At 56.0% G+C, this 14,398-nt stretch carries 13 protein-coding genes (1 of these 13 cut by a window edge); all 13 read left to right on the forward strand.

Annotated elements, in window-relative coordinates:
* The first annotated feature begins 15 nt into the window (after positions 1-15).
* On the forward strand, positions 16-846 hold the full coding sequence (locus IRT44_RS12630; RefSeq protein ID WP_249178960.1) for a pyruvate, water dikinase regulatory protein: 831 nt from the start codon (positions 16-18) through the stop codon (positions 844-846).
* 193 nt (positions 847-1,039) lie between these two features.
* Complete coding sequence (gene dnaG, locus IRT44_RS12635) at positions 1,040-2,920, forward strand: DNA primase (protein ID WP_171565308.1); 1,881 nt, start codon at positions 1,040-1,042, stop codon at positions 2,918-2,920.
* Positions 2,921-2,954: 34 nt separating this feature from the next.
* Positions 2,955-4,079 carry an RNA polymerase sigma factor RpoD gene (rpoD, locus tag IRT44_RS12640; protein ID WP_171565307.1) on the forward strand — a complete coding sequence of 375 codons (1,125 nt, stop codon included), beginning with the start codon at positions 2,955-2,957 and terminating at the stop codon, positions 4,077-4,079.
* 131 nt (positions 4,080-4,210) lie between these two features.
* Positions 4,211-5,116, forward strand: a complete 906-nt coding sequence (locus IRT44_RS12645; protein ID WP_230076762.1) for a hypothetical protein — start codon at positions 4,211-4,213, stop codon at positions 5,114-5,116.
* 67 nt (positions 5,117-5,183) lie between these two features.
* Positions 5,184-5,348 carry a hypothetical protein gene (locus IRT44_RS12650; protein ID WP_171565305.1) on the forward strand — a complete coding sequence of 55 codons (165 nt, stop codon included), beginning with the start codon at positions 5,184-5,186 and terminating at the stop codon, positions 5,346-5,348.
* A gap of 161 nt (positions 5,349-5,509) precedes the next feature.
* Complete coding sequence (locus IRT44_RS12655) at positions 5,510-6,649, forward strand: acyl-CoA dehydrogenase (protein ID WP_212132399.1); 1,140 nt, start codon at positions 5,510-5,512, stop codon at positions 6,647-6,649.
* 118 nt (positions 6,650-6,767) lie between these two features.
* A complete protein-coding gene (locus IRT44_RS12660) occupies positions 6,768-7,505 on the forward strand; it encodes a tRNA (adenine(22)-N(1))-methyltransferase (RefSeq protein WP_230076763.1) in 738 nt (245 codons plus the stop codon).
* On the forward strand, positions 7,481-8,596 hold the full coding sequence (locus tag IRT44_RS12665) for a Nif3-like dinuclear metal center hexameric protein (protein ID WP_212132398.1): 1,116 nt from the start codon (positions 7,481-7,483) through the stop codon (positions 8,594-8,596). Before IRT44_RS12660 ends, IRT44_RS12665 begins: the two co-directional genes overlap by 25 nt.
* A gap of 110 nt (positions 8,597-8,706) precedes the next feature.
* Positions 8,707-10,701, forward strand: coding sequence for an S-layer homology domain-containing protein (locus tag IRT44_RS12670; protein WP_230076764.1), 1,995 nt, complete (start codon positions 8,707-8,709; stop codon positions 10,699-10,701).
* Positions 10,698-12,209 (forward strand): S41 family peptidase, encoded by a 1,512-nt coding sequence (locus tag IRT44_RS12675; RefSeq protein WP_171565300.1) that lies wholly within the window; start codon positions 10,698-10,700, stop codon positions 12,207-12,209. The genes IRT44_RS12670 and IRT44_RS12675 overlap by 4 nt, the downstream gene beginning before the upstream one ends.
* Before the next feature lie 95 nt (positions 12,210-12,304).
* Positions 12,305-12,601, forward strand: a complete 297-nt coding sequence (locus IRT44_RS12680) for a helix-turn-helix domain-containing protein (RefSeq protein ID WP_230076701.1) — start codon at positions 12,305-12,307, stop codon at positions 12,599-12,601.
* Between the two features lie 17 nt (positions 12,602-12,618).
* Positions 12,619-13,464 (forward strand): IS3 family transposase, encoded by an 846-nt coding sequence (locus IRT44_RS12685; protein ID WP_230076700.1) that lies wholly within the window; start codon positions 12,619-12,621, stop codon positions 13,462-13,464.
* Between the two features lie 138 nt (positions 13,465-13,602).
* Positions 13,603-14,398 carry the 5' portion of an alkaline phosphatase family protein gene (locus tag IRT44_RS12690; protein WP_171565299.1) on the forward strand. Its footprint extends 686 nt past the window's final position, so 796 of the gene's 1,482 nt are visible here — the first part of the coding sequence; it begins with the start codon at positions 13,603-13,605; its stop codon lies off the right edge, out of view.

The raw sequence follows: 14,398 nt of genomic DNA on the forward strand, positions 1-14,398 counted from the left end.
GGAGAAGCGATACACATGGTTCAACAAGCACAGCTCATCTATGTCGTCTCTGATTCCATAGGCGAAACCGCCGAGCTGGTCGTCCGTGCAGCGGCCAGCCAGTTCGACCGTTTCGCGATCGACGTGTACAAGTACCCCTATATAGAAGACAAGGAATCCATCGACGAAATCATCGCTTCGGCCAAGGAATCGAAAGCGATGATCGTTTTTACGTTGGTGGTGCCCGAACTGAAGGCGTACATTTTGGAACAGGCCGCCTTGCACGCCATTCCTATCGTCGATGTAATGGGGCCGCTGATGAACTCCCTGCAGGTGATGCTCAACGAGCCGCCGATTGGCAAACCGGGTCTGGTTCGCCGCCTGGACGAGGAGTATTTTCGCAAGGTGGACGCCATTGAGTTTGCCGTCAAGTACGACGACGGCCGTGACCCGCGCGGACTTTTGCGCGCTGACGTGGTGCTGATCGGCGTTTCCCGCACGTCGAAGACGCCGCTCTCGATGTACCTGGCCAACAAACGGCTGAAGGTGGCCAACGTACCGCTCGTGCCGGAAGTGGAACCGCCGGAGGAACTGTTCCAACTCCCGCCGGAGCGCTGTGTCGGGCTGACGATCAACCCCGAGCAGCTGAACAGCATCCGCACCGAGCGCCTGAAGGCCTTGGGCCTGACCGCACAGGCCAACTACGCCAATCTGGAACGGATCAACGAAGAACTGGCGTATTCGCAGCGGATCATGAAGCGGATTGGCTGCCCGGTGATTGACGTCTCCAACAAGGCTGTGGAGGAGACGGCCAACATCATCCTGGAAATCATTCGCAAAAACAAGCTGCGTGGCGAAAAGAAGTAGAAGAAAAAAAGGGTTTTGGCGTTTCTTGTAGAAGAATAGATAGCCGTCCTTCCTTTTTGAATGCGGCTGCGCGGCGTTTATTGTCTGCGGAAATGTGGAAAAGTAGAAAAGAGTGCATTTCCCAGCAGGAAAATGACGAATTTTGACGAACTAAATATCCTCATTGTGCGATTCTCTAAAAAGGTGGAAAGACATGGCTGGTCCCTATTCAGCTGATTTTGTGAACCGAGTCCGTGCCGCTGTGGATATCGTGGACGTGGTGGGAGAATACGTTCAGCTCCGGAAAAGTGGGCGGTCGTTCGTCGGTCTGTGTCCGTTCCACTCGGAAAAGACACCCTCCTTCAACGTCAACGCGGAGCGACAGTTTTTTCATTGCTTTGGCTGTGGGGCAGGCGGAGATGTCTTTTCCTTTTTAATGAAGATGGAGCAGTTGACCTTCCCCGAAGCGCTGCACAAGCTGGCGGAACGCGCAGGGATTGAACTGCCCATGACGCACGCCAAGGAGGATGACGATCCGCCGGAGAATCGGGCCAAGCAGGCGATGCTTTCGGCCCACCAATTGGTCGGCAAACTGTACCATTACGTCCTGACGGAAACGCCCTACGGAAAGGAAGCGATGACCTATCTGTCGAAGCGCGGCCTTTCGCCGCAGACCATTGCGGATTTTCAGATCGGATTCGCGCCCGATTCGTGGGATTTCGTCACGCAGTTTCTGCAAAAGCGCGGCTTTTCCCTGGACCAGATGGTGGAAGCGGGGCTCTTGGTCAAGAGTGAAACAGGCAACATCTTTGACCGCTTTCGCGGACGGATCATGTTCCCCATCCACGATTCGCAGGGAAACATCATCGGTTTTGGCGGCCGGCTGCTGGAAACCGCTTCTGCATCCAGGCAGCAGGCCAAACAGCCCAAGTACCTAAACAGCCCGGAAAGTCCGCTGTTCAACAAGAGCGCCAACTTGTTCAATCTGCACCGGGCCCGTCCTTTCATGCGAAAGCGAAAGCAGGCGCTGCTGTTTGAGGGCTACGTCGATGTCGTCTCGGCATGGCAGGCCGGTTTTCACCAGGGCATTGCCACACTGGGGACCGCACTGACCGAGCAGCAGGCGCGGATCATCCGCCGCAACGTGGAACAGGTCGTCCTCTGCTACGATGGAGACGCTGCCGGCCAGGAGGCGACGGCCAAGGCGATTCACATCCTGCAGGAGGCCGGACTGATCGTGCGGGTGGCACCGCTGCCGCAGGGAACAGACCCCGACGATTACATCCGCCAGCACGGCCCGGAGGCGTTTTCGCAGCAGGTGCTGCTGCAGGCGATGCCGGTGACCGCGTTTCGCTTGAAACATTTGCGCGCCAGCCACGTAATACAGGATGAGACAGACCAGGCGCGGTTCATCGAAAAGGCGCTTGCCATCGTCATCGAACTGAACAGCCCGGTAGAGCGGGACTTGTATTTGCGGCAGTTGGCGGAAGAATACTCAATCTCGCTTGACACGCTCAAGTGGGAGGCCCGTCGGCTGTACAAACAGCAAAAAAATAACAGCCACAGGGATAAAGTATCGCCAGCATGGAATAATAGTATAAATAATGGAAAAGTTACGCGCGCAAAAACACTGCCGCCCGCTTACCATACGGCCGAGCGCATGCTGCTGTACTACATGATGCGAAACCGGCACATTGCAGAACGCGTCCAGACAGAGTGCAATGCCTCTTTTCAGGTGGATGAACACGACGCGCTGGCTGCCTATCTGTACGCTTACTTCGCAGAAGGACATCCGGAAGACCCTGGACAGTTTATCCATTACCTGCAAGATGAATCGTTAAAGCAATTAGCCTCGGGATTGGCGATGATGGAGTGTAAAGAAGAGGTATCTGATCAAGAGATCGGGGACTACATCAAGCAAGTGAATCACTACCCGAAGCGCGCCGAGCTGGAGCGACTGCGGGAAGAACAACGCAGCCTGCACCTCCAAGCCTCCTCCGCAGACAGCGAGGAAGCGCGCAGAGAACTGGAAATTCAAGCAGCCGTCATAGGGATGAAGATTCTTGAATTGGAAAATGCTTTAAAGGAAGGGTAGCATCCGATCATTCCCGGGGAAGGAGGGATAGTAGATGAACAAACAAAACATCACGTCAGACTTGGAAGCAGCGTCCATTGAACAAGTGAAGGAACAGTTGGTCGAGTTGGGTAAAAAACGCGGTGCGCTGTCATACAAGGAAATCATGGAACGCCTCTCCGGATTTGAGCAGGACTCGGACCAAATGGATGAGTTCTTTGAATATCTGAGCGATCAGGGAATCGAGCTGAACAACGACAGCGATGACGACGACGATGTGGACGATTTGATCATGAAAGACGAGGACACCGAAGAGTTCGACTTCGACGATCTCTCCGTACCACCCGGAATTAAGATCAACGACCCTGTACGCATGTATCTGAAGGAAATCGGTCGTGTTCCTCTGCTTTCCGCCGAAGAGGAGATCAAACTGGCACAGCGAATCGAGCAGGGGGATGAGGAGGCCAAGCGGCGTCTGGCGGAAGCCAACCTGCGCCTGGTGGTATCCATCGCCAAGCGTTACGTCGGTCGCGGCATGTTGTTCCTCGACCTGATCCAGGAAGGTAACATGGGCTTGATCAAAGCCGTTGAGAAATTCGACTACCGCAAGGGATACAAGTTCAGCACCTACGCGACCTGGTGGATTCGCCAAGCCATCACCCGCGCCATTGCCGACCAGGCGCGCACGATCCGCATTCCGGTTCACATGGTGGAGACCATCAACAAGCTGATTCGCGTATCCCGCCAACTGCTGCAGGAACTGGGACGAGAGCCGCTGCCGGAAGAGATCGCGGAAAAAATGGATCTGACGCCGGAAAAAGTGCGGGAGATCATGAAGATCGCACAAGAACCGGTGTCGCTGGAAACGCCGATCGGCGAGGAAGACGACTCCCATCTGGGCGACTTTATCGAAGACCAGGATGCGCTGGAACCGTCTGACGCAGCCGCTTACGAACTCTTGAAAGAGCAATTGGAAGACGTGCTGGATACGCTGACCGATCGCGAAGAAAACGTGCTTCGTCTGCGTTTTGGCTTGGATGACGGTCGCACCCGCACGCTGGAAGAAGTAGGAAAGGTGTTTGGCGTGACCCGTGAGCGGATTCGCCAGATCGAAGCGAAAGCCCTGCGCAAACTTCGCCATCCGAGCCGCAGCAAACGCTTAAAAGATTTCCTCGAATAACCGATATAGGTAGTAAGTGGCCTACGTGAAGCCGGCGTAGGCTTTTCTTTTTCCAACGGGCAAACGATACGCGCCCACGGCTGCTGCAGTTTGCCCTCCACCATAGTACCTGTCGTGAGGAGGGGCTCGCGTTGGACGATCGGCGCAAACGCATCATCATCGCCGAGATCGAAAACTGGCGGCGCAACAACCTGCTGCCTGAACATTACTGCATCTTCTTGTTGAATCTGTACACCGAAGGAGATCGTCCGCCAACTCCTGCTGCCGTTGGCAAAGAAGGAGAGAAGGGAACAGGATCTGCTTCGGCGTCTGCGGGAGGGACGAAAACAACGCGGCCGTACGTGTCCGGGAGCAACCATCCCGTATCGGGGAAGATGATCCTGGCCTGGCTGTTGGGCGCCTGCCTGCTTGCAGGAATGATCTTACTTGCTTTCCATTTTAACCGTTTCACCCCCTTAATGCAAATTGCCATCTTTACCTTTTTTGTGGTTCTCTTCTATATACTGGCATTCGTTTTCCGTCGGTCTGCCACACCTTTGCCCCATCTGTTGCTGGGGCTGTCGTCCCTGTTGCTGATTTTCGGCGGGGTCTACATCCTGAATCAGTGGGAAGGGTCACTTTCGCTCCTGCTCGCGTACCTCGCCGTCGTCTGTCTGCTGTGGTGCGCCAGCGCGTTTCTGTTCGGTTATGAGTATCTGCTGTACTGCGGGCTGATCGGACTTAGCCTGGTGTATGGAGTGGCCACGCTTGAGCGGGTGGGGACAGGGTATGCCTGGTGGCGGGCGGAACTGTACTGGGTGCCGATTGCCTGCCTGATGACCGGGTTCGGATTTTTGCTGCACGGCCGTCAACCGAAGTGGGCAGGCGTTCTCGCCGTCTGCGGCATGATCATCTGGTTTGGCGCGGAGATTCAGTCCCTCTACATCCCACAGGCTCGGCAGGACGTCATCCAGCTCCTGCTGTTTGTCAAAGTATTCGCAAGTTCCGTGCTGTTTTTTCTGACGCGGTCCTACTGGTTTCAGTGGCTCAGACTGTAGAGCCTGCTTGGCCGGTGGACAAAAAAGGTGTACGATTGGGCTACATGCAACGTGCGAGGTGAAGTGTGTGGATACCAAATGGCGGGTATTGCTATTCATCGTGTTGGCCGCCGTGTTCTTCGGCGTCGAGACGTTTGCCAAAGTGGTCAACGTTCCGACCTATAATATTGGATACATTCTGGGCATTCTCTCGTTCATGGCGGGAATTGTTATCGGGGCGCGCAGGCGGTGAGCGCGCTTTTTTTGTTTTCTCGATCAATACTTTTCTGAAAAAACATACACATCCGACAGTTTGCTGATGTATAATGGAGATACCATCTGAACAAACGCTCAGTCAGAATGGGTGACATCTTGATGATCGAGTAAAAATCGCTTGCAAGGAGGCGGACAACCATGCACTTTGACCTGACGGAAGAACAGCGGATGCTAAAAAGCATGATCCGTTCGTTCGCCGATGAAGTAGTGGCACCGGGAGCGGATGAGCGGGATCGCACCAAGACGTTTCCCGTTGAGATTTTCAAGCAGCTGGCCGAGCTGAATCTGCTCGGGCTGCCGTTTCCAGAGGAGTACGGCGGTGCGGGGGCGGATACGGTCAGCTTTGCCATTGTCGTCGAAGAACTGAGCCGTGCGTGCGGTTCGACCGGGATCACCTATTCGGCCCACATCTCGCTGGGCGGGGCGCCGCTCGCCCTGTTTGGCACGGAAGCGCAAAAGCAGAAGTACCTGACGAAAATCTGCTCCGGCGAGAGCTTGGGCGCCTTTGGCCTGACGGAGCCGAACGCCGGTTCGGACGCGGGCGGCACGAAAACGACTGCCGTGCGGGACGGCGACGGGTGGCTGATCAACGGGTCGAAGTGCTTCATTACCAATGCCTCGTACGCCCAATTTGTCGCGCTGACGGCCGTCACAGACAAAGAAAAAGGCTCGCGGGGTATCACCGCGTTTATTGTACCGACGGATTCGCCCGGCTTCACGGTGCTGGCCAACTACGAAAAACTGGGTCTGCATAGCTCCAACACGACGGAGCTGATTTTGGAAAACGTTCGCGTGCCGGACGAAAACATCCTCGGCAAGCAGGGCGAGGGCTTCAAGCAGTTCCTGATCACGCTGGACGGCGGGCGCATCGGGATCGGCGCGATGGCTGTCGGTATCGCCCAGGCGGCGTACGACAAGGCGTTGGAGTACGCCCGGCAGCGGACGGCATTCGGTCAGTCCATTTCCAAGTTCCAAGCCATCCAGCACAAGCTGGCGGACATGGCGATGCAGATCGAATTGGCCCGCAATATGGTGTACAAGGCTGCCTGGCTGAAAGACAGCGGCCGAAAGTTCACCAAGGAAGCGGCGATGGCAAAGCTGTACGCGTCGGAAGTGGCGATGGCCGTCACCCATCAGGCAATCCAGATCCACGGCGGCTACGGGTATATGCGGGAATACCAGGTGGAGCGTTTCTTCCGCGACGCCCGTCTGCTGGAAATCGGCGAAGGCACTTCGGAAATCCTGCGAAATGTGATCGCCCGAGAAATCGGCTGTTAATGGAGTGGCGAACGTGTTCCCTGCCTTGTCAAAAGGCGGGGTTTTTTCGTGCTTTTTTGCATTGGGCAATCTTGGAGAAATAGGGTAGAATAAAGGACATGGAAGGTGAAGAACAGGTATGACATCATCATTAATCATTTCCAAGCGGCTTGAGACGATTGCCCGCTATTGTCCGCAGGGAGTCCGCGTTGCCGACATCGGTTCGGACCACGCGTTACTGGCTTCTTATTTGCTTGTGCGGGGCATCGCTTCGTTCGTGATCGCCGGAGAGCTGAACGAAGGTCCGTATCAAGCGGCTCTCCGGCAAATCCAGACGCTGGCGTTGCGGGACCGTGCGTCGGTGCGCAAGGGTGACGGGCTGTCGGTCCTTCGCCCGGGCGAAGTGGACGCAGTCTGCATCGCCGGCATGGGCGGTCAATTGATTGTCTCGATACTCACAGCCGGGACTGACAAGCTGGAGGGAGTCCAGCGCCTGATCCTGCAGCCCAATGTGGGAGAAGAACTCGTCCGCCGCTGGCTGCTGGAAAACGGTTGGCAGCTGGTGGCGGAATCCATTTTGGAAGAAGACGGCATCATCTACGAAATCCTTGTGGCGGAGCGGGGCGAGCCGGTCAAGCCGTACGAAGGGAAGGAGCGCAGCCGGGACGAACTGCTGCGCATCGGTCCGTTCCTGTGGGAGGAAAAGTCGCCGATCCTCCTGAAAAAGTGGCAGCAGGAGCGGGACAAGTGGCAGCGGGTGCTGTCCCAACTGCAGCGGTCGCGCAAGCCGGAGGCGGCGGAACGGACCCGGCAGATCGAAGCAGAACTGGAATGGTTAGACGAGGTGATCGCATGTTTGCACACGGACAAACCGTAATCCAATACGTGGAGCAGTTGGCCCCCAAAGCGCTGGCGGTGGAAGGGGACAAGATTGGCCTGCACGTCGGGACGTTGAACAAGCAGGTAAAAAAAGTGATGGTGGCCCTTGACGTGCTGGAGGAGGTCGTCGACGAAGCCATCTCCGAAAAAGTGGATCTGATCGTTGCCCACCACGCGGTGATTTACCGGCCGCTCAAGCACTTGCGCACGGATCTGGCCGCCGGGCGGGTCTTTGAAAAACTCTTGAAACACGACATCGCCGTCTATACGGCACACACCAACCTGGACGCTGCCGCCGGCGGATTGAACGACTGGCTGGCCGAAGCGATCGGTCTGAGCGATGTGGAGGTGCTGGACGTCAGCTATCAGGAGCCGTTGAAAAAGCTGGTCGTCTACGTCCCGCTTTCCCATCGGGACGCGGTGTTTCAGGCCGTATCCGAGGCAGGAGCCGGTTGGGTCGGCAACTACAGTCACTGTTCGTTTCAGGTGGAAGGAACGGGAACGTTTTTGCCGCGGGAGGGAACCAATCCCCACATCGGCCAGCAGGGTACGCTGGAGCGGGTGGAAGAAGTCCGGCTGGAGACAGTAATGCCGGCTTCCCGTCAGGCAGCCGTGATCAAGGCGATGCTGGCCGCCCATCCGTACGAAGAGGTTGCCTACGACGTAATTCCGCTGGAGGCGTCCGGCACCCGGTTGGGTATTGGCCGAATCGGCAAGCTGACGCAGCCCGTGACACTGCGTGAGCTGGCGGAGCAGATCAAGGAGCGTTTCTCGCTTACCGGCGTTCGTGTCGTCGGCGATCTGGACGCCCCTGTGCGCAAAGTGGCCGTGGTTGGCGGGGATGGCAGCTCGTTTGTGTCCAAAGCCATTTTTCGCGGAGCCGACGTGTTCGTGACGGGCGATATCGGCTATCATACTGCTCACGACGCGCAGGCGGAGGGGCTGTTTATCATAGACGCCGGCCACAACATTGAAAAAATCATGAAAGAGAAGCTGGCTTCCTATCTGGCGGAAAAATTAAAAGCAAACGGCTACCAGACGGAAGTATTTCCTTCCTCCGTACACACGGATCCGTTCCAATTTGTATAGGCAGGCCGCGCGCGCCCGCCGACAGGCGGAAAGCCGGCTGTTTGACCGCAGGCGGAGCGCCGATACGGCTTGCGGAAGGTGCGTGTGAGTAAAACGATAGGGGGATTTTTGTGCGAAAAACTATCCAAATCATGGCGTGCGGGTTGCTCGCCTCGGTGCTGTTTGCCCCAGTGACCGCCCGCGCCAGCGAAGTCCCGTACGAGGACATCGGGAAGCACTGGGCCAAAGCAGCGATTGTTCGCGGGGTGAAGGCCGGCCTGTTTGCGGCAGGCGCCGGCATTGACCGCTTCTATCCGGAACGGGAGATGAGCCGGGCCGAGTTTCTCGCTTTGATGGATCGGTTGTACGAACTGGGACAGCTTCATTTGTACCCGCTCACCTTTTTGTCCGAACACGAGGCGTACGGCTTTGGAGAAGGGTTTGACGAGCCGTATCTGCCATACGCGGATGTGGACCGGCTGACCTGGATGTACGATCCGATCCTGCGCGTCTCTGTTTTGCTGGAGCGCCTGTACGGCCCCGGGGCGATTCAACAGGTGTTTCCCGGCAAGGAACTGCATCCCAACCAGCCTATCACCCGCGAGGAAGCGGCCAAACTGCTGCAGATGTACACGATGGGCACAGACGGGGAGCAGGCCTGGCAGAATATTTCCAAAACTGGTTGGATGGACGGTCGGCCGGAGCAGAAGCTGAAGCGGGGTGAGGCTGCCGTCGTGGCCGACCGGCTGCTCGCCTCCATGCAGGGGGACTTGCTGCTGCCGCTGCTTGATTACAACGGCCAAAAGTTTCCTGCGATTCCGGAGATTCAGGAACTGTTTCCGATGTTCGCGGCTTACACCAATCAGCTGACCAAGGACGAAGAGACATTTGTCCAAGCGGTGGAAGCGATCCGCAACCACGAAGACAGCGAGGAGACGTTTGCAGACCTGGAGCGTCTGGCCGGGTCCACGTTTGACAACCAGGTCGGTGTGCACTACTACCTGAGCTGGAATTCGGGGACCACGCTTGCGGACAATCTGGACCAGGCATTTTTGGCCATCGACGCGTATTTCGCCGACAAGATCATTCTGCCCGACACGCTTCGCCTGCTCTGTGCCAACGTCTACGACATCGCGGTGCAAATGGGGGCAGAAGACCCTGCGGTGTACGGGCAGATCCTGGAGCGTCTGGGCAGCTACGAACCGAAAGTGCGGCAAGGTTCCGAAGAATGGCAATCGCTGGCCGTTTACCTGGCCGCGTTGGAAGTGAAAAGCGGCAAAACGGAAGCAGCCCTGGCCCGCTACCGCTCGTTTGCCGACAAAAAGACGGAGGCACTGCTCAACGCGGTGTACTATCTGGTGGAAACCAACCGACTGGATGAAGCGGAGAAGTTGCTGGCCAGTCCGGACATCTCCGATGCGGCAGACGCAGTCCAGCAGTTGGCGCAGCTGCTGTCCCAGGAGTTGGCTGTGCTGCGGCAGCAGCCTTCGCTGATTACGGACCTTGCGCATACATTCAAACGGATGGACAACAAGGACGGCTACATCGCTCGCGGGGAGGCCGTTCTGCGCGGCTTTTTGTTGAAGTACACACAGGAAGTGGACCAACGCGAACGGATCGGCCACACGTCCGGTATCTTCCAGTCCCCGCAGCAGCTCGTGCTGGACAAGTGGGAGAGCTATACGGACCTCCGTAAGAAACTGCATTACGAACGAGACGTTGAACGCGGAGTCTGGGAAAAAAGCAGCATTGGCAAGGCTGATTTCCTCTACGAATGGGTACCCGAACTCAGCGTCGCGGAACGGGCGAAACTCCTGCACGCCCGCTATTTCAAGCAGTCACTCGGCCGTTACGACGTCATCACCGAGTGGATTCCCGGGCCCGCTTTGGTGGAGCAGGTGAAGAACCGCTCGTTTAAGGCCGGCAAGGTGAAGCAGATCCCGGTGTTTATGAACAAGTACTACATCGACCGCGACACGGATTTGCTGGTGCAGCGGGTCTGGCGCTATGAAGAGATTTACGATACCGAGGAGTACGTGGCTTTTGCGGGCAAGGAAACGTATTCCTTCCCCTATGAGGTGCATGTGCGCATTCCGGACGAAGCGGTGAAGGGGGCGACACGATGAAGCGCTTGATCATGGGCCTGCTCGCCGCAGTTCTGACGGCCGTTTCCGTCCCCGTGCAGGCGGAGGAACAGCCGTTTGCGGTGACAGCAGAAGTATTTCAATATGTACTGGACAATCATTTGACCAAGCCCACTGCCAAGCAGTTGGTACAGGGAGCGCTCAGTCACGTCAGCGAGGAGGCAGGCAAACAAGCCCACCTGACGCTGAAACCTTCGGAGGATGACGACACGCTGCCGGAGATGGTGCAGCGGTTGGCGGAATGGCAGCGTACCGCACGACTGGATCAATCGCTGCTGAACCGCTGGGCGATTGACGGGATGCTTGCCACGCTGGACGACCCGCACACGATGTATTTCACCCGGGACGAGTTACGGGTGTTTGCGGCGGACGTCGAAAACCAGTTTGTCGGCTTTGGTTTCCGTCTGCGGATGCTGGATGGACTGCTGGTGATCCGTGACATCGTGCCGGGATCGCCGGCTGCCGCTTCCGAACTGCGGAAAGGAGATCAATTGCTGGCAGTAGACGGCAAGTCCCTCAAGGGCAAAAGTTTTGAGGAAGCATTCGCCTTGCTGCAAGGAGAAGAAGACAGCGAAGCCGTTTTGACCATCTACCGCCCTTCGGAAAAACGGGAAAAACAGGTCCGCCTGAAACGGGCTGCCGTGACGATGCCCGAGGTGGAAGGAGACCTGTTTGAAGGCAGCGCGATTGGCTACGTCAGCCTGTCCACCTTCGGATCGGCAGCGGCCGTACAGCTTCGTGACAAGCTGGAGCAGCTTTCCCGCGTTCGCCCCTTGAAAGGGCTGATCCTGGATTTGCGCGACAACAGCGGCGGTTACCTGTCCACTGCTCGTGACGTGGCCAGCTTGTTCATGGAAGAAGGTCTGTTGATGTACACGACCAACCGCAACGGCGTGGAAGTAGAGACCTGGGTTCGCAACGGCCGAAACGTCGGGTATCCTGTCCGCATACTCGTCAATGAAGGGACTGCCTCTGCATCCGAACTGGTGGCGGGGGCCCTGCGCGAACACGGCATTGCCGTGCTGGTGGGCAGCAAAACCTACGGGAAAGGCAGCGCACAACAGATCATTCCGCTGTCCAACGGGGATGCGCTGAAGCTGACGCTGCACGAGTACTTTACTCCCAAGCACACCGTGGTCAATCACGTCGGTCTGGAGCCGGACCTTGCGGTGGAGGACTACGCGGCACAGGTTGTGGAAGCCCTGCGATCGCTTCATGTACAGACGTATCGCCTGACGGAAGAAAACGGCGACACGGTGATAAACGGCATCGCGTTTCCTGCGGTCGATCCCTTGTTCAAACGGGAAAACGGCCAGTGGCTGGTGAGGACGGCCGTTCTCTCCACGCTGCTCGGCGAGGCCGCTGTCGGGGAGCAGGAGTACGTGCCGATCGCTCCGTACCTGCAGCGGCACCAAACGCTTAAACTGCAACAAATCAACGACGAGCCGGTGCTCGTCTACACGGCGCCAATACCGGCCGCGTCCCGATGAATTTGAAGCCCCTGCCTTCTAGAGTGCACCCCTTAAAGTAGACATTGGAAAAACCCCTTGGGAAAACCGATGTTACTTTAAGGGGTGAATTTTTTATGGCTATCAAAGGTCAAAAGTTCAAGCATTATCCTTTGTCGTTGAAAATGGAGGCAATACGATTGCATGTAGAGGAGAAGTGGACATACAGACAGATCACTGAGCATTTAGAAATCCAGGATAAGGATCGAGTAAAAAAGTGGATGCGGAAATACAAACAACTTGGGGAGTTCGGTCTTTTGGATCAGCGTGGACGACGTACAGCGTACATCGATCAAGATCGACATGTGAAAAAATTGAAACGGGAGAACGAAATTCTAAAAAAGTGTTTGGAAATCTGGATGCGGGAGGTGTAAGAAAAAAGTATCGTGTGATGGAGAATGTCGCAGCGTTGTACCCGATTACCGAACTCTCCAAACTTCTTGGTGTATCGAGGAGTGGGTATTATCGGTATCTTGCACAGAAGGAGTGGGATAGAGACGGAGAACTGAAACAGCAGATTCAAACCATCTATGATGAACGAAAAGGAATATATGGGTATCGAAGAATTCAAGCGGAACTCTTTCGTCAATACGGCAAGGTTGTGAATCATAAGAAGGTGTTACGACTCATGCAAATTCTTGGGCTGAAAGCCATTATTCGTGGCAAGCGAGCGTATCGGAGCACGTATCGAGCGGCTGAATCTGATGGTCGTGTTGCCGAAAATCTGTTGAAGCGTGACTTCACAGCCGAGAAACCAAACCAGAAGTGGGTCACCGATGTTACCCAGTTTCGTGTAGGAGATCAACGTATCTTCTTATCAGCGATTAAAGACTTGTTTCACAACGAAATCGTGGCGCACCATGTGAGCTTACACAATGACAATGCCCTTGTCCTGGAGACGTTTCGGAAAGCATTTGAAAAGCATAAGGACGTGACTGGACTGATCGTACACAGCGATCAAGGCTCCCAGTACACGTCCCACGCATACCACGACATGCTGCAAAAGGTTGACGCCCGAATCAGCATGTCGCGAAGGGGCAATTGTTTAGACAATTCCCCTATGGAGAGTTTCTTCTCGCACTTAAAGGCAGAAGCTCTCTATCCTTATGATATTCGAAGTCTGGATGAAGCGCAAAGACGAATTGAGGAGTACATTCGTTTTTACAATGAAGAGCGTTTGCAAATCAAATTAAATAAGCTGACGCCAGTCGAGTACAGGCGTCAGCATGCGGCCTAACGGCCGGGGGTTTTTTAAGTGTCTACAAAATGGGGTCTTGACCATTCTTCGGCAGGGCTTTTCCTTTTTGTATAGAGCACATGAAAAGACAAACACTAACATGTGCGACAACTACTAACGGACAAGGAAGACAGACGGATGAAAAAAGTTCTCCTCTTCCTCATCGACTCCATGATGTCGGATGTGCTGGAGCGATGCGTGGCGATGGGGAAAGCGCCCGGTTTGCAGTTTTTCATGGAGCGGGGGCAGTACATTTCGGACTGCGTGACCGTGTTTCCGACCATGACCGCTTCCGTCGACTGTTCGCTTATCACGGGTGTATACCCCGATCAGCACAAGGTGCCGGGACTGGTCTGGTACGATCCCGAGACGAACGAGATGATCAACTACATAAACGGAACCGCTTCGGTTGGAAAACTCGGCTTTGAACACTGCGCAAAAAACGTGCTGTTCGACTTGAACGAACGCCACCTCAGTCGGGACGTAAAGACGATACACGAGGTGCTGGAGGAAAACGGGCTTGTCTCTGGCTCGATCAACGTGATTGCCCACCGCGGGCACAAACGCCACAAGGTGCACATGCCGCCCGTGCTGGATGCCGTTACCCGCTTCAACCTGCGCGAAAAAGCTAGCGGCCCCACGATCATGAGCCTGGGCACGCTGGTCCGCCCTGCCCTGTTTCGCCCGATTGTGTGGAATTGGGCCCAGTCTGCCGCCAAGGGGTACGGCATCAACGATACGTACGCCATTGACGTCCTGATCGAAGTGATCAACAGCGGCCAACAGCCGGATTTTACCCTGATCTATCTCCCGGAGAACGACCACAAGCTGCACGTCTCGCCGCATGAGGCGGTTGAGCACCTGGCCGAAGTGGATGAGCAGTTGGTGCGTTTTTTGGACAGCTACAGTTCCTGGGAACAGGTGCTGGAGCGTA

The sequence above is a fragment of the Brevibacillus sedimenti genome (assembly GCF_020923495.1).
Taxonomy (GTDB): domain Bacteria; phylum Bacillota; class Bacilli; order Brevibacillales; family Brevibacillaceae; genus Brevibacillus; species Brevibacillus aydinogluensis.